20 protein-coding genes are annotated in these 20,221 nt (G+C 71.1%); 13 read left to right on the top strand and 7 right to left on the bottom strand.

Going from position 1 to position 20,221, the window contains the following annotated elements:
- The first annotated feature begins 35 nt into the window (after nucleotides 1-35).
- Both ACWEPL_RS29205 and ACWEPL_RS29200 read left to right on the top strand, forming a co-directional pair.
- Complete coding sequence (locus ACWEPL_RS29205) at nucleotides 36-236, top strand: ferredoxin (RefSeq protein ID WP_350740959.1); 201 nt, start codon at nucleotides 36-38, stop codon at nucleotides 234-236.
- On the top strand, nucleotides 233-1,387 hold the full coding sequence (locus ACWEPL_RS29200) for an NAD(P)/FAD-dependent oxidoreductase (RefSeq protein ID WP_452438028.1): 1,155 nt from the start codon (nucleotides 233-235) through the stop codon (nucleotides 1,385-1,387). Before ACWEPL_RS29205 ends, ACWEPL_RS29200 begins: the two co-directional genes overlap by 4 nt.
- Before the next feature lie 35 nt (nucleotides 1,388-1,422).
- Here ACWEPL_RS29200 and ACWEPL_RS29195 read toward each other — a convergent pair whose 3' ends face one another.
- Complete coding sequence (locus tag ACWEPL_RS29195) at nucleotides 1,423-2,871, bottom strand: MFS transporter (RefSeq protein WP_452438027.1); 1,449 nt, start codon at nucleotides 2,869-2,871, stop codon at nucleotides 1,423-1,425.
- Between the two features lie 138 nt (nucleotides 2,872-3,009).
- Between ACWEPL_RS29195 and ACWEPL_RS29190 the strand changes: the two genes are divergently transcribed.
- On the top strand, nucleotides 3,010-3,405 hold the full coding sequence (locus tag ACWEPL_RS29190; RefSeq protein ID WP_452438026.1) for a MarR family winged helix-turn-helix transcriptional regulator: 396 nt from the start codon (nucleotides 3,010-3,012) through the stop codon (nucleotides 3,403-3,405).
- Nucleotides 3,406-3,449: 44 nt separating this feature from the next.
- On the opposite strand, the gene ACWEPL_RS29185 is transcribed toward ACWEPL_RS29190, so the two are convergent.
- Nucleotides 3,450-4,502, bottom strand: a complete 1,053-nt coding sequence (locus tag ACWEPL_RS29185) for a zinc-binding dehydrogenase (protein WP_363982201.1) — start codon at nucleotides 4,500-4,502, stop codon at nucleotides 3,450-3,452.
- A 28-nt stretch (nucleotides 4,503-4,530) separates the two neighbouring features.
- Nucleotides 4,531-5,670 (bottom strand): mandelate racemase/muconate lactonizing enzyme family protein, encoded by a 1,140-nt coding sequence (locus ACWEPL_RS29180; RefSeq protein WP_452438025.1) that lies wholly within the window; start codon nucleotides 5,668-5,670, stop codon nucleotides 4,531-4,533.
- Between the two features lie 191 nt (nucleotides 5,671-5,861).
- Between ACWEPL_RS29180 and ACWEPL_RS29175 the strand changes: the two genes are divergently transcribed.
- Genes ACWEPL_RS29175 through ACWEPL_RS29150 form a run of 6 tightly spaced genes read left to right on the top strand, consistent with a single transcriptional unit; the run spans nucleotide 5,862 to nucleotide 11,889 of the window.
- Nucleotides 5,862-6,983, top strand: a complete 1,122-nt coding sequence (locus ACWEPL_RS29175) for a cellulase-like family protein (protein WP_452438024.1) — start codon at nucleotides 5,862-5,864, stop codon at nucleotides 6,981-6,983.
- A gap of 14 nt (nucleotides 6,984-6,997) precedes the next feature.
- Nucleotides 6,998-8,281 (top strand): extracellular solute-binding protein, encoded by a 1,284-nt coding sequence (locus ACWEPL_RS29170; protein ID WP_452438023.1) that lies wholly within the window; start codon nucleotides 6,998-7,000, stop codon nucleotides 8,279-8,281.
- The gene (locus tag ACWEPL_RS29165; RefSeq protein WP_452438022.1) at nucleotides 8,278-9,147 is read left to right on the top strand and encodes a carbohydrate ABC transporter permease; all 870 of its coding nucleotides are present in this window, start codon (nucleotides 8,278-8,280) and stop codon (nucleotides 9,145-9,147) included. The genes ACWEPL_RS29170 and ACWEPL_RS29165 overlap by 4 nt, the downstream gene beginning before the upstream one ends.
- Nucleotides 9,144-9,953, top strand: coding sequence for a carbohydrate ABC transporter permease (locus ACWEPL_RS29160; protein WP_350740941.1), 810 nt, complete (start codon nucleotides 9,144-9,146; stop codon nucleotides 9,951-9,953). Before ACWEPL_RS29165 ends, ACWEPL_RS29160 begins: the two co-directional genes overlap by 4 nt.
- A complete protein-coding gene (locus ACWEPL_RS29155; RefSeq protein ID WP_363982216.1) occupies nucleotides 9,950-11,077 on the top strand; it encodes an ABC transporter ATP-binding protein in 1,128 nt (375 codons plus the stop codon). The genes ACWEPL_RS29160 and ACWEPL_RS29155 overlap by 4 nt, the downstream gene beginning before the upstream one ends.
- Nucleotides 11,074-11,889 carry a FadR/GntR family transcriptional regulator gene (locus ACWEPL_RS29150; protein WP_350740937.1) on the top strand — a complete coding sequence of 272 codons (816 nt, stop codon included), beginning with the start codon at nucleotides 11,074-11,076 and terminating at the stop codon, nucleotides 11,887-11,889. The genes ACWEPL_RS29155 and ACWEPL_RS29150 overlap by 4 nt, the downstream gene beginning before the upstream one ends.
- Here the strand turns inward: ACWEPL_RS29150 and ACWEPL_RS29145 are convergent.
- The 4 genes from ACWEPL_RS29145 to ACWEPL_RS29130 all read right to left on the bottom strand — a co-directional run bounded on the left by ACWEPL_RS29145 (nucleotide 11,861) and on the right by ACWEPL_RS29130 (nucleotide 15,086).
- Nucleotides 11,861-12,721 (bottom strand): glycerophosphodiester phosphodiesterase, encoded by an 861-nt coding sequence (locus tag ACWEPL_RS29145; RefSeq protein WP_363982222.1) that lies wholly within the window; start codon nucleotides 12,719-12,721, stop codon nucleotides 11,861-11,863. The two genes, ACWEPL_RS29150 and ACWEPL_RS29145, sit on opposite strands and share 29 nt — an antisense overlap.
- A gap of 175 nt (nucleotides 12,722-12,896) precedes the next feature.
- Nucleotides 12,897-13,742, bottom strand: coding sequence for a hypothetical protein (locus ACWEPL_RS29140; protein ID WP_452438021.1), 846 nt, complete (start codon nucleotides 13,740-13,742; stop codon nucleotides 12,897-12,899).
- Between the two features lies 1 nt (nucleotide 13,743).
- Nucleotides 13,744-14,244 carry a SigE family RNA polymerase sigma factor gene (locus ACWEPL_RS29135; RefSeq protein ID WP_355211169.1) on the bottom strand — a complete coding sequence of 167 codons (501 nt, stop codon included), beginning with the start codon at nucleotides 14,242-14,244 and terminating at the stop codon, nucleotides 13,744-13,746.
- Nucleotides 14,245-14,312: 68 nt separating this feature from the next.
- On the bottom strand, nucleotides 14,313-15,086 hold the full coding sequence (locus ACWEPL_RS29130; protein WP_363982231.1) for a FadR/GntR family transcriptional regulator: 774 nt from the start codon (nucleotides 15,084-15,086) through the stop codon (nucleotides 14,313-14,315).
- A 124-nt stretch (nucleotides 15,087-15,210) separates the two neighbouring features.
- On the opposite strand from ACWEPL_RS29130, the gene ACWEPL_RS29125 reads away from it, so the two are divergent.
- From ACWEPL_RS29125 to ACWEPL_RS29110, 4 genes are read left to right on the top strand one after another with little or no spacing between them, the layout of a single operon-like run.
- Nucleotides 15,211-16,560, top strand: a complete 1,350-nt coding sequence (locus ACWEPL_RS29125) for an ABC transporter substrate-binding protein (RefSeq protein WP_363982234.1) — start codon at nucleotides 15,211-15,213, stop codon at nucleotides 16,558-16,560.
- Nucleotides 16,557-17,429, top strand: coding sequence for a carbohydrate ABC transporter permease (locus ACWEPL_RS29120; RefSeq protein WP_350740925.1), 873 nt, complete (start codon nucleotides 16,557-16,559; stop codon nucleotides 17,427-17,429). The genes ACWEPL_RS29125 and ACWEPL_RS29120 overlap by 4 nt, the downstream gene beginning before the upstream one ends.
- On the top strand, nucleotides 17,416-18,297 hold the full coding sequence (locus ACWEPL_RS29115) for a carbohydrate ABC transporter permease (RefSeq protein ID WP_363982240.1): 882 nt from the start codon (nucleotides 17,416-17,418) through the stop codon (nucleotides 18,295-18,297). The genes ACWEPL_RS29120 and ACWEPL_RS29115 overlap by 14 nt, the downstream gene beginning before the upstream one ends.
- 20 nt (nucleotides 18,298-18,317) lie before the next feature.
- Nucleotides 18,318-20,219 carry a hypothetical protein gene (locus tag ACWEPL_RS29110; protein WP_452438020.1) on the top strand — a complete coding sequence of 634 codons (1,902 nt, stop codon included), beginning with the start codon at nucleotides 18,318-18,320 and terminating at the stop codon, nucleotides 20,217-20,219.
- Nucleotides 20,220-20,221 lie beyond the last annotated feature (2 nt).

Below are 20,221 nucleotides of genomic sequence, written 5' to 3'. Positions count from 1 at the left end.
CCTGCGGCGCTGGTAGAACCGAAAGGAACCCTCTGATGAACGTCACCGTCGACACGGACAAATGTTGCGGGGCAGGCAGCTGCGTGCTGATCGCCCCCGAGGTGTTCGACCAGGGTGAGGACGACGGCATCGTGATCCTGCTGGACCCGTCGCCGGCCGAGCCCCTGCACGCCGCCGTACGCGAGGCGGCCGCCGTCTGCCCGGCCGCCGCGATCACCCTGGACGGGCAGTCTTGACGGACGTCCTGATCGTGGGCGCCTCCGCCGGCGGCCTGGCCGTCGCGGAGGCGCTGCGCCGCAAGGGCCACCAGGGCGGCCTGACCGTCCTGGGCGCCGAGCCGCACCCGCCCTACGATCGCCCGCCGCTGTCCAAGCAGGTGCTGGCCGGCATGTGGGAGAGCGAGCGGGCGCACCTGCGGGCCGAGACCGAGCTGGACAAGCTGGGCGCGACGTTCATCCTCGGCGACCCCGCGGTGCGGCTGGACCCCGAGGCGCGGGAGGTGTCCGCCGCCTCCGGGCGGACCCTGCGCGCGCAGGCCGTCGTGCTGGCCACCGGGCTGACCCCGTCCCGGCTGCCCGGCCAGGACGGGCTGGCGGGCGTGCACGTGCTGCGCACCCTGGACGACGCGCTCGCGCTCCGCGCCCACCTGCTCGAAGGACCGCGCCTCGTCGTCGTGGGCGAAGGCGTGCTGGGGGCGGAGGTGGCCGCCACCGCGCGCGGTCTCGGCCTGGACGTCACCCTCGTCGGCCTCGGCCGCGCGGTCCTGGCCGACCAGCTCGGCGACCCGGCCGCCGCGCTGCTCACCAGGAAGCACGCCGAGCACGGCGTCCGGCTGCGGCTCGGCATCGGGGTCCAGGGCCTGGCCTCCGAGGGCGGCCGGGTGACCGGGGTACGCCTGGCGTCCGGCGAGCTGCTGCCCGCCGACGCGGTGGTGGTGGCGATCGGCTCCCGCCCCGCGACCGGGTGGCTCGGCGACAGCGGGCTGGCTCTGCGCGACGGCGTGGAGTGCGACTCCCGCTGCCGCGCCGGCGACGGCGTCTACGCGGTGGGCGACGTGGCCTCCTGGCAGCACGAGGGGCTCGGCCGGCGGCTGCGGCTGGAGAACCGGACCAACGCCGTCGAGCAGGCCCAGGTCGTGGCCGCCAACATCCTCGGCGAGAACCTGGCCTACGCGCCCATCCCATACTTCTGGACCGACCAGTACGACGTCAAGCTCCAGGTCCACGGGCTGCCGTCGCCCGAGGCGGAGGTGAGCGTGGTCGAGGGCGACCCCGAGCAGAACCGCTTCGTCGCCCTCTACCGGCTCGACGGCGTGGTCACGGCGGTGCTGGGCTGGAACATGGCCAAGGCCGCCCGCCTGCGCCGCGGCCAGCTGGGCACGACGTAACCCGCGTGGGGTGGCGGCCTGCCACCCCACGTGGGTCAGCGGGTGCGGACCTGCTGGTCGGTGTCGGTGGGCAGGCCGGCCGGCTGCGGCTGCGCGGCGCGGCGGCCGGGGATGGTCAGCACGATGAGCGCCGCCACCACGGCGACCCCGCCGCCGATGAGGAAGCCGGCGCGGAACCCGGCCTCGGACGGCAGCGTCACGGACCCGAACGTGACCGTCAGGTTGGCCAGCACCGCCCCGAGCACGGCACTGGCACAGGACGTGCCGATCGAGCGCATCAGGCTGTTGAGCCCGTTGGCGGCGGCCGTCTCGGTACGCGGCACGGCGCTCATGATGATGGACGGCATGGCCGCGTACGCGAAGCCGATCCCGGCGCTGACCACGGACGAGAAGACGAGGACGCCCCACGCGTGCCCCATCAGGACGAGGGCCAGGAGGTAGCCGGAGGCGATGATGAGCGTCCCGAGCAGCAGGGACGTCTTGGGCCCGCGAGCCCCCGACAGGCGGGCGGCCACCGGCGAGATCGCCATCATGACCAGCCCGGCCGGGGCCATCCACAGCCCGGCCTCGACCATCGACCGGCCCAGGCCGTACCCGGTGGCCTCGGGCAGTTGCAGGAGCTGCGGCGTGATCAGCGACATCGCGTACATGCCGAAGCCGATGACGATGGAGGCCAGGTTGGTCAGCAGCACCTGACGGCGCGCGCTGGTGCGCAGGTCGATCAGGGGCGCGGACACGCGCAGCTCCCACCAGCCCCACAGCAGCAGGATCACCGCCGAGGCGGCGAACATGCCGAGCGTGGTGCCGCTCGTCCAGCCCCAGTCGCTGCCCTTGGAGACCGGCAGCAGGAACAGGGCCAGACCGGCCGCCAGCCCCACCGCACCCACGAAGTCGAAGCGCCCCGGCGACTTGACCGGCGACTCCGGCACGATCATGAAGATCAGCACGCTCATCACCACGCCGAGCGCGGCGGCCCCCCAGAACAGCGCGTGCCAGCTCACGTACTGGGCGACGAAGGCGGCGGCGGGCAGGCCCAGCGCTCCGCCCACGCCGAGCGAGGAGCTCATCAGGCCGATGGCCGAGCCGAGCCGCTGCGGCGGCAGCACGTCCCGCATGATGGCGATGCCCAGCGGGATCACGCCCATCCCGAGTCCCTGCAGCGCGCGGCCGATCACCATGGGGGCCAGCGAGTTGGCGGGGGCGCACACCAGGGAGCCGACGGCCAGCAGGACCGCGCTGACGATCATGACGCGGCGCTTGCCGTACAGGTCGCCGAGCCGGCCCGAGACGGGCATGGCGACCGCGCCGGCCAGGAGGGTCGCGGTGATGGCCCAGAAGGCGTTGGCGGCCGTGGTGTGCAGGAGGGTCGGCAGGGTCGCGATCAGCGGCACCATCAGGGTCTGCATCAGCGAGACCGTGATGCCCGCCGCCGCCAGCACGCTGATGATCGCTCCACTGGACGGTGCGGCACGCGTTGAACTCATGAGTTCTCCCGTATCTCGCAGAATTATATGCACGATGCATATGGTATGTATCCTACACATCACCATATAGAGGGATATTCTGACCGCCGTGGGGAGGTAATCATGCGCGAGGAGATCGTTGACATCGAGCGTGAGCTCATGCTCATCGGCCGATATAAGGAGCTGGCGTCGTCGGCCGCGCCTGCTTCGGAACGCCGCCTGGAGCGTGGCAGCAGCTACATCCTGCTCAGCCGGCTGGAGGCCGAGGGGCCGATGTCGATCGGCCAGCTCGCGCAGGCGTTCAGCCTGGACACCTCCACCGTCAACCGGCAGACCGCCGTCCTGCTCCGCGACGGGCTCGCCGAGCGCATCCCCGACCCCGAGGGCGGGATGGCCCGCAAGCTCCGCATCACCGAGGAAGGGCTGCGGCGGGTCGCCGGGGAGCGCGAGTACCGGATCCATGGGCTCGCCACGGTCCTGAAGGACTGGACCCCGGAGGAGCTGGCCGCGTTCGCCCGGGGCCTGGCCCACTTCAACGCCAGCATCGAACACTGAGCATCGAACGCTGACGGCGGCACGCGGGGCGGCGTGCCGTCCGCTCAGGCGCTTGTGACGGTGACGATGGTCTTCAGGACGTCGCGGGGCGGGTCGGCCAGGCCGCGCCGTACGGCGTCCTGGAGCGAGACGGTCTGGACGGGGAGCCGATCGACCCGAATGTGACCGGCGTGCAGCAGGGCGACGGCGGCGCGTACGTCGGTGTCCCATCGGTGCGAGGCCGACCCCACGATGCGCTTCTCCCCCAGCACCACGTCCAGCGTGGACAGGACGGCGGGCTCCGGGGTGACGCCGAGCAGGACCGTGGTGCCGCCGCGGCGGCACAGCGAGAGCGCGTCCGTCACCGCGGCGGGCGTTCCCGCGCTCTCCACGACCACGTCGGCCCCACGGCCGCCGGTCAGCTCGCGGACGGCGTCCGCCGCCTCGCCGGGCGCCGCGCCGGTGAAGCCGCACGAATCGGCCAGCGCGCGGCGGCCCGGGTCCGGGTCGACCGCGATGACGGCCGCCGCCCCGCGACAGGCGGCCACCTGGGCGACCAGCAGCCCGATGGCGCCGGACCCGACGACCGCGACCACGACCCCGGACACGTCACCGGCCTTGTCGAGCGCCCGTACGGCGACCGCCGCGGGCTCGGCGAAGACGGCGACCTCGGCGGGCATGCCCTCGGGCAGCGGGACGCAACGGTCGGCCGGCGCCACCAGGTACTCGGCCAGCCCTCCGTCGTCCTGCAGTCCGAGCGCCGCCCCGCGTTCGCACAGCGGGTAGTCCCCGCGGGCGCACCACCAGCACCGGCCGCAGCCCAGCACGACGTCCGGGACGACCGGGGTGCCCGGGGCCAGGTCGACGCCGGGGCCGGGGCGGGCGACCACGCCGACGACCTCGTGCCCCAGGGTGAGCGGGGCCGTCCGGCCGGTCAGCGGGTGCGGCGTGACCGGCACGACGATCGGTCCCGCCCGGTACTCCTCGACGTCGCTGCCGCAGATGCCGCAGAGCGTCACCGCGATCAGGACCTCGCCGGGACCGGGGCTGGGGATCTCGGTCTCGACCAGCCGCACATCGCCGCGCCCGTACCAGCGCAACGCCGCCATCCGCGTCATCTCCGCACCCCGCTCCGCCGGGCGCGGCTCATGGGCGGGTGCCGGTCAGGCGGGTGGTGACGCCCGGGCGGCTGGTGAGGCCGTCGGTGAGCTCCACGCCCAGGCCGGGCCGGTCCTCCAGGCGCACCCGGCCGTCCTCCACGAGCGGCAGGCCGGTGGCCAGCTCCCCGTACCAGGTGTGGCGGAAGGCGCGCACGCTCTCCTGCACCAGCGCGTTGGGCTGGCTCAGGGCCAGGTGTACGCACGCCGCGAACGAGATCGGCCCGGTGCAGTCGTGCGGCGCGAACGGCAGGTCGTACGAGTCCGCGAGCGCGGCGATCTTGCGGGCCTCGGTCAGCCCGCCCGTCCAGCCGATGTCCACGATGGCCACCCGGATCCCCGCGCGTTCCAGCAGCCCGCGGAACGCGCGCTGCCCGGTCAGCGTCTCGCCGGTGGCCAGCGGCACCGGCGTCGCGGCCTGCAGCGTGGCGTACGAGGCCAGGCTGTCGGACCGCAGCGGGTCCTCGACCCAGTACGGGCTGAAGCGTTCGAGCTCCTTGACCAGCCCGAGCGCGGCATGCAGGCTCCACAGGCCGTGCAGCTCGACCATGACGTCCATCTCGGGGACGGCGTTCTTGATGTCGTCGAGCACCTTCAGGCCGGCCAGCAGGTCGGCCCGCTCCAGCCGCATGCCGCCGGTGCGCTCGGCCGCCTGGTCGAACGGCCACACCTTCATGGCGCGCAGTCCCTCGTCCCACAGCTCCTTGGCCAGCTCGCCGGGCCGTTCGAGGAAGCCGCGCAGGTCCTCGTACCGTGACGTGTCGGCCAGGCCCCAGTTGGAGACGGCCTGGCGCGGCTCGTTCTTGACGTAGGAGGGGCCCGCGCAGGTGTTGTAGACGGGGAGGCTGTCCTGGTAGGGACCGCCGAGCAGGGTGGCGACGGGCTGCCCGGTGGCCTTGCCGAGCAGGTCCCACACGGCGATGTCGACGGCCCCGTTGCCCCGGGTCTCGACCCCGCTGCCCTGGAAGCCCACATGGCCGGTGAGCAGCCGGCGCAGCCGCTCGGGGCTGGGCAGCGGCGCTCCCACGAGGAGTGGTGCGACGGTCTCGTGCAGGTAGGCCTCGACCGCCTCCGCCCCGAAGAACGACTCGCCGAGGCCGGTGAGGCCGTCGTCGGCGTATAGCCGCATCAGGAGCACGTTGGGCTGAATCGGGCATCGGATGGTCTCCAGGCCGGCGACGGCTCGGGTGCTCATGGTCCAAGAACGCTAGCTGGTTAGACCAGTAACCCGCAAGGACCAAGAGGAGCCTTGACAGTCACGCTTCTGCCAGCCACGATCTACCAATCTGGTAAGACCAACATCGAACGGATGTTGAGACTATGACGTTGACCACCAGTCCCCTAGCGATCACCATGTGGGACTTCTCCTGGCTCGAACGGCGCTGGGACGGCGCCGGCTACCAGGACTGGGACCGCGCACTCGACGAACTGGCCGAACGGGGCTACGACGCGGTACGCATCGACGCCTTCCCCCACCTGGTGGCGGCCGATCCGGAGCGGACCTGGCGCCTGCTCCCCGTGTGGCACTTCGAGTCCTGGGGCGCCACCGAGCCGGTCTCCGTACGCGTGCTGCCCGGCCTGCTCGACTTCATCCGGGCATGCGCGGACCGCGGGCTGCGGGTCGCGCTGTCCTCGTGGTTCAGGAAGGACGAGCACGACGTCCGCTCGCGGATCAGGACCCCGGCCGACCTGGCCCGGATCTGGGATGTCACCCTCTCGGCGATCGAGGACGCCGGCCTCGCCGACGCCATCTACTTCGTCGACCTGGTGAACGAGTGGCCGCTCGCGATGTGGGCGCCCTTCCTGTACGGCAACGACGCGAGCGCCGAGACCCTGTCCCGGGGCGACACGGCCGTACAGACCTGGGCCAACGAGGCGATCTCCACCCTGCGCGCGGCCCACCCCCGCTACCGCTACACGCTGTCCGGCTGCACCGAGACCACCGGCGCCCCGGGCGAGGACCTGTCCGAGCTGGACCTGCTCGAACCGCACGTGTGGATGACACCGCAGGCCACCACCGACTTCTACGCGGAGATCGGCTACGACCTGCACCACTCCCAGTTCGACCCGCGGGCCTACGAACCGCTGTCCGGCCCGGCCGAGCGCCTGTACCGGTCCGACCCGCAGCGGTGGGCCGGCCGCCTGACCGAGCACATCGGGGAGGTCGCGGCGTGGTCGCGGGCGGCCGGCAAGCCGCTGGTGACCACCGAATGCTGGGGGATCGTGAACTACAAGGACGGCCCCGGCCGCGACTGGGGCTGGGTCAAGGAGCTGTGCGAGATCGGGGTACGGGCCGCGCTGGCCACCGGGCGCTGGGAGGCGCTGGCGACCAGCAACTTCTGCGGCCCCCAGTTCGACGGCATGTGGCGCGACATCGCCTGGCACCGGCGCATGACCGACGCCATCCACGCGGGGGTCACCGAATTCACGACCGTCCCCTGAGAGGAACCGGACACATGAGTGATATCCCCCGTCGAGACCTCCTACGCGGCGCCGCCCTGCTGAGCCTGGCGACCCCGCTGGCCGCCTGCGGGTCGAGCGGCGCCCCGGTCGGCTCCAAGGAGTCCGGGCCCCAGGGCACGGTCAACGTCTGGATGCACGAGGAGCAGGCGAACACCAAATACTTCAACGCCAAGATCGCCGAGTATCAGCGCCAGTTCCCGAAGGTCACCGTCAAACCGCTGTACATCCCCATCGCCAACCTCGACACCAAGCTCTCCACCGCGTTCACCACGGGCTCGCCACCGGACCTGATCAAGGTCGGCGCCTGGACCCTCGCCGAGCGGGCGTCCAAGGGACAGGTCGCGCCGCTGCCGCCGGCGGAGTTCGGAGCCGGCTCCATCGACGAGCTCAAGACCAGGTTCGACACGAACGCCTTCGCCGCCCTCACCTACAAGGACCAGGTCTACGGCGTCCCGATCGACTTCAACTCGGTCCACCTCTGGTACCGCCGCGACCGCTTCGAGCAGGCCGGGCTCGACCCCGACAAGCCTCCGACGACCTGGGAGGAGGTCGAGGAGTTCAACGCCAAGCTCACCACGGGCTCCCAGGTCGGGCTCCAGTGGCAGCTCGCCGACAACATCTGGGCGATGCTGAACTTCATCCCGCTGATCAACGGCCTCGGCGGGAAGATCGTGGACGGGAGCACGGGACGCGGCGGGCTGAACACCCCGGCGGGCCTGCAGGCGCTCGAATACTACGGCCGCCAGGGCAACCCCAAGCTGAACGACCCGGTCGGCGCGTTCGGCCTGTTCGCCAAGGGCACGGCGGCCATGCTGGTGTCCGGCCGGTTCACCTCCAGCCTCATCCCGGCGCTCAATGCCAAGGCCGAGCTGGGCAAGACCTTCGACAGCACCGTCGTGCCGAACTGGGCGGGCAGGGAGAAGGTGGCCTCCGGCTACTCATGGGGGTGGATGGTCGCCAAAAAGGCGAAAAATCCGTATACGGCTTGGCATTTCGTTAACTGGCTGTCCACGTCCGAGCATGTCGACCAGCAGCTGGCCGCCACCGGCCTGGTCACCCCGGCGGCCGGCTGGCAGAAGCTGCCGAGCGCCCGCGACAAGGCCAGCCAGCAGTTGGAGGAGCAACTCCCGTACACCGACTTCGGCCCGGTCCTGCCCCAGTGGACCGAGACGATGAAGGCGCTGCTCGACGCGCTGGAGTCGGTGATCCACAAGCAGCGGTCCGCCCAGGAGGCCGCGGCCGCCTTCGACGCCGCGGTGGGGCGGATTCTCAAATGACCGCCGCACGGCGGGCCACCATGGCCGGGGTCGAGGCCCGCGCGGGCGCGGGCCTCGCCGCCCCGGCGATCGTGTACTTCGTCCTGTTCTGGGCGCTGCCCGCGCTCGCGGCCCTCTACCTGAGCTTCACCTCGTACGACCTGTCGGGCACCCCGCAGTGGGTGGGCCTGGACAACTACCGCGAGATGGCGACCAGCGCGGAGTTCTGGAGCAGCGTGTGGGTGACCGTGCTCTACACGGTCTTCGCGGTGGGCCCGACCATCGTGATCGCGCTGGTCGTGGCCGTGCCGCTGGCCAAGCCCGGCCGGCTGCGGGCCTGGCTGCGCGGCCTGATCTTCGTCCCCGCGGTGATGCCGCTGGTCGGCGCCACCGTGCTGTGGCAGGTCATCTACTCCACCGGCGGGCTCGCCGACACCCTCGTCGGGGCCCGCCCGTGGCTCACCGACTCCGGCTACGCCATCTGGGCGCTGCTCGTGATGGTCATCTGGAAGTACGTCGGCCTCTATGTGATCATCTTCGTGGCCGGGCTGCAGGCCCTGCCGGCCAACGTCTTCGAGGCCGCGGCCATCGACGGCGCCCGCACGCTGCGGACGTTCTTCCTGATCACCGTGCCGCTGCTGCGCCGCACCTTCACCTTCGTGATCGTGGTGGCCGTCACCGGGGCCATGCAGTCGTTCGTGCCGGCCTACCTGCTCACCAAGGGCGGGCCCGTCAACGCCACCCAGGTGCTGCCGCTCTACCTGTACAACAACGCGTTCTCCTTCTCCCGGTTCGGCTACGCCTCGGCGATCGCGATCGTGCTGCTCGTGGTGCTGCTGGTCTTCGCCTTCACCCAGTTCAAGCTGATCAGGAGTGACGAGGAATGAGAATCCGCCGCTCGCTCACCGTCGTGGCCCTCGTCGGCTTCGTGGCGCTGATGCTGCTGCCGCTCTACTCCATGGTCGTGCTCGCCTCGGCACCCGACGACAGCGACCTGTCCGGGCTGCGCTTCCACGGGTTCGCGCTGTTCGACAACCTCGGCGAGATCATGACCGACGGCCGGTTCCCGCGCTACCTGCTGAACAGCCTCGTCATCGCCTCGGCGGTCTCCGTGCTGGACGTGGCGATCTCGGCGGCGGCCGGGTACGCGCTGGCCCGGCTGCGCTTCCCGGGGCGGGCCGCGCTGCTCAACCTGGTGATCATCGCGCTGTCGCTGACCCCGGCGGTCGTCATGATCCCCGTGTTCGTGGCGCTCAGCGAGATCGGCTGGCTCAACAGCTACCAGGGCCTGATCGCGCCGTTCGTGGCCAGCGCGCTCGGCGTCTTCCTGGTCCGGCAGTTCGCGCTGGGCATCCCCGCGCAGATGCTGCACGCCGCGCGGGTGGACGGCGCCGGCGAGCTGCGCATCTTCTTCCTCATCGCCGTCCCGCTGCTGCGCCCGGCCCTGCTCACGGTGCTGCTGCTGCAGTTCCTGGCCCAGTGGGACAACCTCATCTGGCCGCTGATCGCGGCCAGCGAGCAGGAGCTGTGGACGTTGCCGCTCGCGCTGTCGTCCTTCGAGGGGGAGCACGGGATCGTCTACCACCTGCAGACCGCGGCGGCGCTGCTGTCGATCCTGCCGCCGCTCGTCCTGTTCGCCCTGCTGCAGCGCTACTACGTCTCGGGCCTCACCCTCGGAGGAGTCAAGCGATGACCGACGGCATCCGCATCGAGCGGGTCACCAAGCGGTACGGCGGCCAGGTGCTGTTCGCCGACGTCGACCTGCACGTCCGCGACGGGGAGTTCCTGGTGATCGTCGGCCCGTCGGGGTGCGGGAAGTCCACGCTGATGCGCATCGTCGCCGGGATCGAGCCGGTCAGCGCCGGCCGGGTCACGGTCGGCGGCAAGGACGTCACCCACGCCCACCCAGGCGACCGCGGGATCGGCATGGTCTTCCAGGACTACGCCCTCTACCCGCATCTGAGCGTCGAGGGCAACCTGGCGTTCGGGCTGCGTGCCCATCACGTGCCGAAGGACGTCATCCGGCAGCGGATCGAGGACACCAGCCGCGTGCTCGGGCTCGCCGACCAGCTCAGGAAGAAGCCGGGCCAGCTCTCCGGCGGCCAGCGGCAGCGGGTCGCGCTCGGGCGCGCCATGATCCGGGAGCCGGCCGCGTACCTCATGGACGAGCCGCTGTCGAACCTGGACGCCGCGCTGCGCGTGCAGATGCGGGCCGAGCTGATCGAGTTCCACCGCCGCACCAAGGGGACCGTCCTGTACGTGACCCACGACCAGGTCGAGGCCATGACCATGGGCGACAGGGTCGCGGTGCTCAACGAGGGCGAGTTCGCGCAGATCGGCACCCCGACCGAGATCTACGAGCAGCCGGCCACCGTGTTCGTCGCCACGTTCCTCGGCAGCCCGCAGATGAACCTGATCGAGGCCACCGCGCGGGCGGGCGCGGACGGGGTGGAGCTGATCAGCGGCGACCTGCGCTGGCGGCTGCCCCGGTTGCCGGACGGACTGCCGGAGTCGGTGCGCGTCGGGTTCAGGCCCGAGTCCGTACGCGTACGGGCCGACGACGGGGCCGCCCTGCCCATCGAGGCGACGCTGTCGTACCGGGAGAACCTCGGCAACGAGAGCATCCTGCACCTGCGTGACGACACGGGCCGGGCGATCGTCGCCCGCGTGCCGCCCCGCACCGGGCCGCGCGACGGGGAACGCGCGACCTTTTATGTGCCGTTGACCGATCTTCACCTGTTCGGCCCGGATGGGCGGGCGTGCTGGCACGGAGCGCGGCTCGGCACCGGCGGCGAGCCGCTACCGTGGTCGGCATGACCGCTGAGCGCGGGAGGAAACCGTCACTCGAGAGTCCCGCCGAACCCAATATCGGGGGAAAGCCGCCGACCAGTCCGGGTGCGCTGATCGCCGTTCTCGAAGACCGGATCCTGACCGGACACTGGGCCCCCGGCGTGCGCCTGCCCTCCGAGCGGGACCTGGCGACCGAGTTCGCGGTCAGCCGCCCGGTCATCCGGGAGGTCCTCAAGGCCCTGCAGGAGCGCGGGCTGATCGAGGTCTCGCCGCAGCGGGGCAGCTTCGTCCGCCACTACACGGCCGAGAACCTGATGCGGCCGATGAACCTCGCGGCCCGCGCCGCCGGGGTGACCGCCCGCCAGCTCATGCGGGCGCGGGTGATGCTGGAGACCGAGGCGGCGAGCCTGGCCGCGGCCAACGCGAGCAAGCGCGACCGTACCGACCTGCTGCGGGTCCACCAGCTCTTCGCCCGGCCGGGCGACGTGCACGCCAGGGCGCGGGTCGATCTCGCCTTCCACGAGACCATCGCCAGGGCCTCGGGCAATCCGGTCATCCACATGATGTTCACCGCGATCCAGGACCTCACCTACGGGCTGATGCTGCGCAGCCTCAGCGACCGCGAGGTCCGGGAGGCCGGCGAGCCCCTGCACACCGTGATCCTGGAGGCCATCCTCGACCGCGACCCCGACGGGGCCCGCGAGGCGATGCGCCGCCACCTCGACCTCGCCGAGGACTTCTACGGGCCCGACATGGACACCGACCTCGCCGACGTCATCGAGCACCGGCTCGCGGCCTCCGGCGACGACCTCATAGCCGACCTCCGCCAGCCCTCATGACCACGCGCATGGCCCGGCGCTTGACGGCGTCGATCTGGTCGGGCCGCCCGGTCATGATGCCGTCCACGCCGTACGACATGAGGCGGCGGATGACGGCCCGCCGGTCCGTCGTCCACGTGTAGACCCGCATGCCGTGCTCGTGGACCTGCCTGACGTAGGTCGCGGTGAGGCCGCTGTGCGGCACCGTGACCGCGGCGGCGAACCCGGCCAGGTCCTCCAGCCGGGAGGCGTCCGGCTTGCCCATCAACGAGACGGGGAGGTCGGGCATCATCTCGTGCAGGTTCCGCATCGACTCCCAGTTGTACGCCTGCACGGCCAGCCGCCTGCCCTTCCACAGGGATCGGTACTTCCTCAGCTCGGCGGCCACCCGTTCGTCGATGTCCGTGCTGGCCGGATCGTGCTTGATCTCCAGCAGCATCCCGACCCCGCTCCTGCTCATCTCCCGCAGTCCCTGTTCCAGGGTGGGCACCTTCTCGCCCTGGAACTGGGAGGAGAACCACGAGCCGGCGTCCAGGCGCTGGATCTCCGCGAGCGTGAAGTCGGCGACCCGCCACGGGGAGCGGCCGGGGAAAACCTGCTCGACGTTGGTGGTGCGGGCCAGCGTCTCGTCGTGCATCAGGATGAGCCGCTGGTCCTTCGTCTGCTGGACGTCGTACTCGCACATGGTGGCCCGCTTGGCCCGGGCCACCTCGCAGGCCACGATGGTGTTCTCGGGCGCGTACCCGGATCCGCCCCGATGCGCGATGTTGTCGACCTCCCACGGCGCGGCAGCGGCGGGCCTCGCCATGACGGCCAGTGCGGTGATGACGACGGCACCCAGCAGACGGTACATGAGCGATCCTCCGGCCCGGCCCTTCTTGTCCCCCGAACCCGACACGGACCTCTTATGTCGAGTTACGTCGAAAAGTGCCCACTAATGCCAGCAAAGAGCGGTTCGCTACGGCGTGTCGCGGACGTCCGCACGAACTTTTTGCCGACGACCGCCGGCGATCTCAGGAGCCGCTCCCCTAGCCCAGGGGGCCGAACTTCACGTCCTTCTGCCGCCCCAGCACCTGGTCCTGCGAGCCGTACGCGGTGACCGTGACCGGCGGGGAGTCCAGCAGCGTCATCGACCCGTCCTCGGGATCCCGCGCCAGCTTCCCCGGCACCCGGGCGATGAAGAAGCCGCCCGCCAGCCGCGCGTCGGTGCGCCGCCCGTCCGCCCAGTCGATCTCCACCCGGCGCACGCCCGAGGTGACCCGGCCGACGACGACCCGGTACATGTCGTCGTGCTGGATCCGCTGCGGCCCCGTCGCGTACGAATGCGTGTGCGAGGTGTACGCGTCCACCTGGAGATCCCCTTGGAAGCCGGTCAGGTCCCCGGGCGGCTTGAACCCCCAGTACGTGAAGACCGCCCGCTCCGCCATGTCCTTCTGCGTGGTCGGGGTGCACAGGACGAAGCCGGCGAGGCTGCCGACCAGGGCGGTCATGCCCTTCTTGTCCCGGTACTCGGCCAGCACCCGGAAGTCCTCCACCGAGCCCTGCTCGGGGAGGCGCAGGTTGCCGTCCATGTTGTGGACGGGACCGCCGTTGGGCATGCACTCGCGTACGACCTGCAACTGCTCGGGAGTGTTCTCCGGCAGCCGGGCGACCTCCGCCGCGGTGTCCGGGCCGGAGTCGCCGGAGGGAAGCACGACGATCACCGCCGTGACCAGGGAGGCGGCCGCCGCGAGCCCGGCGAGCGACCACGCCGCGCGCCGGCGCCGCAGCGCGCCGGTCCGCGCCCGCCGGGCGTGCGCGAGGGCGTCGACGGGCCTGGCCTCGGCGGCCATCCGCCGGAACTCCGCGGCGATCCGCTGTTCGTCGATGGTCATCTCAGGCCTCCAGGGTGACGTTCTCGCCGACCAGCTCGCGCAGCCGGGCGACGGCTTGGTGGGTCTGGCTGCGCACGGTCCCCACCGAGCAGCGCATGATCTTGGCGACCTCGGACTCCGGAAGGTCCTCGTAGTAGCGCAGCACCAGGACGGCCCTCTTGCGCGGCGGCAGGGCGCGCAGCGCCTGATCCAGGCTGAGGCGGGTGTCGACCTCGCCGGTCCGGTCGCCCGTGGCCCGATCGGGCGGCGCCTCGACCACGCGTTCGCGGCCCCAGCGCGGACTTCGCCATCGCCCGACCTGTTCGTGGTACATGACGCGGCGCACGTACGCCTCCGGGTTGTCCCGGATCCGCCGCCAGTGTCCGGCGGTCTTCGCCAGGGCCGTCTGCAGCAGGTCCTCGGCCGCGTGCTGGTCGTTGGTCAGCACGTACGCGAGCCTGATCAGGCTGTCCGAGCGCGTGGCGACGAACTCGGTGAAATCTCGCTGCTGGTCGGGGTGCAAAAGGGCTCTCCTCTGGTCTCACCCGTCCAGATGGAGCCGGACCCGCGGATCTATGGCGTCAGGGCTTATTACGGGCGGCGGCGGTTCCAGGAATCGGTGATGTGCTTGCGCATCGCGGCCGCCGCCCCCTCCTGGTCGCCGGCCGCGATCGCGTCCTTGATGGCCTGGTGCTCGGCCAGCGTCTGGCGCATCACGGCCTCGTTGTACTCGCCGTGGTAGAGCATGCTCGTACGGGCCTTGTCGTGGATGCTGTTGACGATGGCCCGCCCCAGCCGGTTGCGTGACGCGGCCATGATCATGTCGTGGAAGCGCACGTCGGCGGCGGCGAAGTTGGGCGTGGAGGCGAGGTTGGCGCGCATGACGGCCAGCTCGGCCCCGATGCGCTCCTCGTCGTCGGGGGTGCGGGCCAGTGCGGCGGCCGCGGCCATCTCGGCCTCCAGCGCGGTGCGCACGGACACCAGCTCGTCCAGGAACGTCACGTTCTCGTCGTGCGCGATGACGGCGGTGAGCACGACGTCGTCGAGCAGGTTCCACTGCCGGGGGTCGGTGACCTGGGTGCCGCGGCCGTGCTCGATCCTGACCAGGCCCTTCTCCTGGATCACCTTGACCGACTCGCGGATCACGGTCCGGCTGACCCCGAACTCCTCGCAGAGGTCGGCCTCCGGCGGGAGCGCCGTGCCGGGCGGCAGCGCCCCGCGCACGATGTCGTCGACCAGCTGCTCGACCACGGTGGTGCCCAGCTTGGCCCCGCGGACCCGGCGCGGTGGCCGCTTGCCGGCCCGCTCGGGCGGCTGCGGATCCCGCGTCGAATCCCACGGCCCCGTAGTCGCGTGCTGAGTCAACGCATCCTCCCGTCCGCCTGAACGCCCTTCAGTGTAGGGCATTGTGAATACGTCACACGTATGATGTCATATCCCGAAACACGGCGTTTACGTACCTCAAGCCGCCTTGTCCGAAGGAAGCCCCATGAGACGACGCACCCACCTGGCGGTCACCGCGGCAGCGGCCCTGCTCGCCGTCGCGGCCTGCGCTCCCCCCAACGCCCCGACCCAGGCGAAGCCGACCGGCTCCGCCGGATCGCAGTACGGCTTCGCCCCCGCCGAGCAGAAGGCCGGCAAGCTCCTGGTGTGGGTGGACTCCACCCGGCTCGACGCCGCGAAGGCGTACCAGAAGGCACACCCCGACGTGCAGCTGGACATCGTCACCTACGACGGCAACGCCAACGGCTCCAACACGCTCAAGACCAAGGTGCAGCTGTTCGACCGGGCCGGCGAGGGCTGGCCGGACGTCGTGTTCACCACGGACAACAACACCGCGTCCTGGGCATCGCAGGGCGACAACGCGTTCGTCGCCCCGCTCAACAAGGGCCTGCTCGACGACGCCACGCTGAGCGGCTTCGCCAAGGGCGCGCTCGACGTGTGCACCGTGGACGGCACGGTCTACTGCCTGCGCAACGACCTGGCCCAGGTGGTGCTCTGGTACAACAAGAAGCTGCTCGACAAGTTCGGCTACACCTTGCCCACCACCTGGGAGGAGTACCAGGCGCTGGGCGAGAAGGTGGCCGCCGAGCACCCCGGTTACATCATCGGCACGGCCGGTGACGCGTGGGCGCCGGAGATCTACATGTGGGGCGGCGAGTGCCCGGCCAACCAGGTCACCGGGCCCAAGGCCATCACCGTCAAGGCGACCGACCCCAAGTGCGTGCGCACCGCGAAGATGATGGACAAGCTCGTCGCGAACAAGACCATGTCGATGCTGTCCCTGTTCGGTCCCGAGTTCGCCAAGAGCCAGGGCGACAAGGTGCTCATGCTGCCCGGCCCGGCGTGGTACGGCGGCGCGGTCTTCCAGGGCACGCTCAAGACCCCGAAGGGCGAGCTGGCCGTGGGTGACGCCCTGCGCTGGTCCGACCAGAGCACTCCGGTGACCGGCAACGTCGGCGGCGGCACCTGGTGGCTGTCGCGGCACAGCGCGCGCCTCGACGCGGCCAAGGACTTCATCGGCTGGGTCGCGACGGCCGACGCGTACCAGGTCGAGCTCTCCCCCGGCTATCCCGCGTACGCGCCCGCCGCGACCAAGTGGATCAAGAAGCAGCAGGACAGCGGCTACTACGCCGGCGACCTCGCCGGCCCGATCTCGGCCGCGGCCGGGCAGGTGTGGCCCGGCTGGGGCTCCCCCGAGTTCAGCCAGGAGGCGGTCTGGGCCAAGACCGTCATCCCCGGGCAGACCGCGGGCAAGACGGTCGAGTCGCTGCTGCCGGAGTGGCAGACGGCCATCGAGCAGCAGGCCCAGGTCTTCGGCTACCAGGTCACCAAGTGACCGGATCGAGACTGCGGCTCTCCGCCGGGCACGTCTTCGTCTCCGGGTACGTGGTGCTGCTGGTCGCGTTCGGCATCGTGCCCACGGTGTACGCGCTCAATCTGGCCTTCACCGATGCCCGCGGCGTCTTCACCGGTTTCGCCAACTTCGTCAGGACCGCTCAGGACTTCCGGTTCCTGGCCGCCGTCGAGCACGTGGCGACCTACCTCGTGCTCTGGCTGGTCACCCTGACCGTGCTGGTCCTGCTGCTCGCGCTGCTGGTCCACCGGCTCACCGCGGGCTGGTCGCGGGCCGCGCTGCGGTTCGTCTACTACGTCCCCGGCGCGCTGGCGGGCGCGTCGAGCGTGCTGCTCTGGCTGTTCATGCTGGACCCGTCCGTGAGCCCGGTGGACGACCTCGTCCGCGCGCTCTGGGGCGAGACCTTCGTGCAGGTGATCTCGCCGGGTCACCTGCCGTGGATCTTCACCCTGATCGCGTTCTGGACCGGCGCGGGCGGCTGGATCGTGGTCATGTACGGCGCGCTCAACACGATCCCCCACCAGCTCATGGAGGCCGCCCGGGTGGACGGCGCCGGGCCGGTGAAGATCGCGCTGCGGGTGCAGCTGCCGATGCTGCGCAAGTGGATCGTCTACATGCTGATCCTGTCCCTGGCGGCGGGCACGCAGCTCTTCGTCGAGCCGCAGCTCATCTCCCAGGCCAGCTTCGGCGTGGTGGGCAACGACTACTCGATCAACCAGCTCGCGTACCTGTACGCCTTCAACCAGAACGACTTCAACGGCTCCGCGGCGATCGCCGTCGACCTGCTCATCGTGGCGCTGTGCTGCGCCGGGCTGTTCGTCGCGCGGGGAGGTCTCTTTGACACGGACTGACCCCGCGCGGGCTGTCGCGAAAGTGCTCGTCACCGCGTTCCTGCTGGTATTCGCGGTGTTCTTCGTCCTCCCCATGCTGTGGCTGGTGCTCGCCTCGACCAAGAGCCCGGCCGACCTGATCCACGGGAACCCGCTGTCGCCGGGCTCGCTCGGCTCGCTCGTCACCAACTGGCAGCACCTCATGTCCTTCCAGGACGGCGCCGTGCTGACCTGGATGGGCAACTCCGTCACGTACGCGGCGTTCTCCGTGGCGCTGACCCTGCTGGTGAGCATCCCCGCCGGCTACGCGATGGCGCTCATGAGCTTCACCGGCCGGCGGCTGCTGCTGATCGTCACGCTGGTCGTGATGCTCATGCCGGGGACCGCGCTGGTGCTGCCGATCTTCCTGGAGCTCAGCTACGTCGGCCTGGTCAACCAGGCGGCCTCGGTCGTGCTGCCGATGTCGTTCTTCCCGTTCGGCGTCTACCTGACGTACATCTACTTCTCCACCAGCGTCCCCGGCGAGCTGCTCGACGCGGCGCGGCTGGACGGGTGCGGGGAGAGCGCGACGTTCCTGCGGGTGGCGCTGCCGCTGGCCAAGCCGGTGGTCGCGCTGGTCGCGTTCTTCAGCTTCGTGACGAACTGGAACAACTTCTTCCTGCCGTACGTGATGCTGCCGGACAGCGACAACTACCCCATGCAGGTCGGGCTCACGCAGATGCTGGCCGCGACCCCCACGTTCAACCCCGTCGTCGGCGCCAACGCCGAGGTGCAGCCGCCCGAGCTCGTCCTGGCGACCCTGCTGTCCATCGCTCCCGTGCTGCTGGTATTCCTCTTCTCCCAGCGCTTCCTGGTCGCCGGGCTGACCGCCGGCGCGACCAAGGGATGACCGCCTCTCCTAGGAGTTACATGACCGTCGTGAAAGCCAGCGTCCCCGTCCTCGACCCCCCGGCGTGGGCGCTGGCCCAGCGTGCCCTGCTCGACCTGCTGGACAGCGGGTGGCGGCTGTTCTCCGACCGCTACACCAGGCCGGACGGCTCGCTGCGGTACTCCGGCCGGCTGTCCTCCCGCGACGGCGCGGACGACTTCTTCGAGCCGTTCTTCAACTGGCCGCAGCTCTACCTGCTGGGCGGCGCGGACGACCTGCTCGACGGCAGCGCCCGGCACTGGCACGGCGTCGTCGGGCAGATGACCGAGCTGGGCATGTTCGCCGACGAGTTCGAGATCGGCTACGACTGGTTCCACCAGGGCGAGAGCCTGCTGTTCACGTACTTCCTGACCGCCGCCGACCCGGCGGCCTGGGCCGGGCGGGCGACCAGGTTCGCCGACCTCTACCTCGACCCGGCCAAGGGCAACTACGACCCGGCGCACCGCATCATCAAGGCCCCGCACAACGGCAGCCGGGGCGCGCGGGACGGGGTGTCCGAATCGCCCTCGTACCCGTGGACTCCGGCGGAAGCCGCGCAGTACGGCTACCCGCTGGACTGGCTCGTCCCCGACGGCGAACCCGTGCCGCCGCTCGCCGACGACCCCCGCCTGGGCGCCGAGATGCAGCGCCGCCTCGGCCGGGGCGACGCGGTCGGCAACCTCAGCGTGGCCGGCCTGGTCTGCAACGCCTACCTCGTCTCGGGAGACGAGCGGTACGCCGCCTGGCTGCGCGAGTACGTCGGAGCCTGGCGGCGCCGGGCCGAGGAGAACGGCGGCGTCGTCCCCGACAACGTCGGCCTCGACGGTGTGGTCGGCAGCCTGCTCGACGGGCGCTGGTACGGCGGCCACTACGGCTGGACCTGGCCGCACGGCGTGTACAGCATCGGCCAGGCGACGGCCGTCGGCGCCCTCAGCGCCGCCCTGGCCACCCGCGACGACGGCTACCTGGACCTCATCAGGTCGCTGCTGGACGCGGTCATCGCCAGGGGCGTGAAGCTGCCGTTCAGCCAGAGCGACTCGGCCAACCAGGGCCGCTGGCGCGCCCACCTCGGCTCCGACGTGGACGTGCCGACGCTGCTGATCCCCTACCGGCACAGCGACAAGGGCTGGTTCGACTACAACCCGGTCCAGACCTCGGTACCGCTCGCGCTCTGGCACCACACCGGCGCCCCGGAGGACCGCGCCCGCCTGGACGCGCTGCGCGCCGCGACCGGCTACGACTGGGCCACGGTGCGGCCGTTCCGCGACAAGGAGGAGGCCGGGCACGAGGAGCCCTGGTACGCGTACCTGTGCGGCGACAACCCCGGCTATCCCGAGCAGATCCTCGCCGCCGCGCACGCCCAGGCCCGCCGCCGCATCGCCCTGCTGCTCGACAACGCCGACCGCGACCTGCCCGAGTCGGACATCCACCTCTGGCAGAACGTCAACCCCGTGGTGACCGAGGCCCTCACGCAGCTCATGTGGGGCGGGCCGCAGGTCATCTACAACGGGGGCCTGCAGCAGGCCAGGGTGCGCTACTTCGACGCCGTACGCCGCCGTCCCGGCGTGCCCGAGCAGGTGGCGGCGCTGGTCAGCTCGATCGAGCCCGAGACCACGGTGGTCACGCTCGTCAACCTCTCCGCCACCGCCGACCGGGTGCTGGTCGTGCAGGCGGGGGCGTTCGGGGAGCACGAGATCGCCGGCGTCACGGCCACGGCCGCCGAGCCGGGCTGGACCGGCCACGACACCGAGTACGTCCACCACGAGCCCGTGCGGTCGGTCACCGAGACCCCGGTGAACGGCCCGCACCTGACGGTGGAGCTGCCCGCCGGCACCACCGTCACCCTCACCCTGCGCCTGCGCCTGCACGCCTACCAGCCGTCCTACCGGCAACCCTGGGACTGACG

It is taken from the genome of Nonomuraea sp. NPDC004186 (genome assembly GCF_053603495.1).
This window is presented reverse-complemented; position numbering and strand designations above follow the sequence as displayed.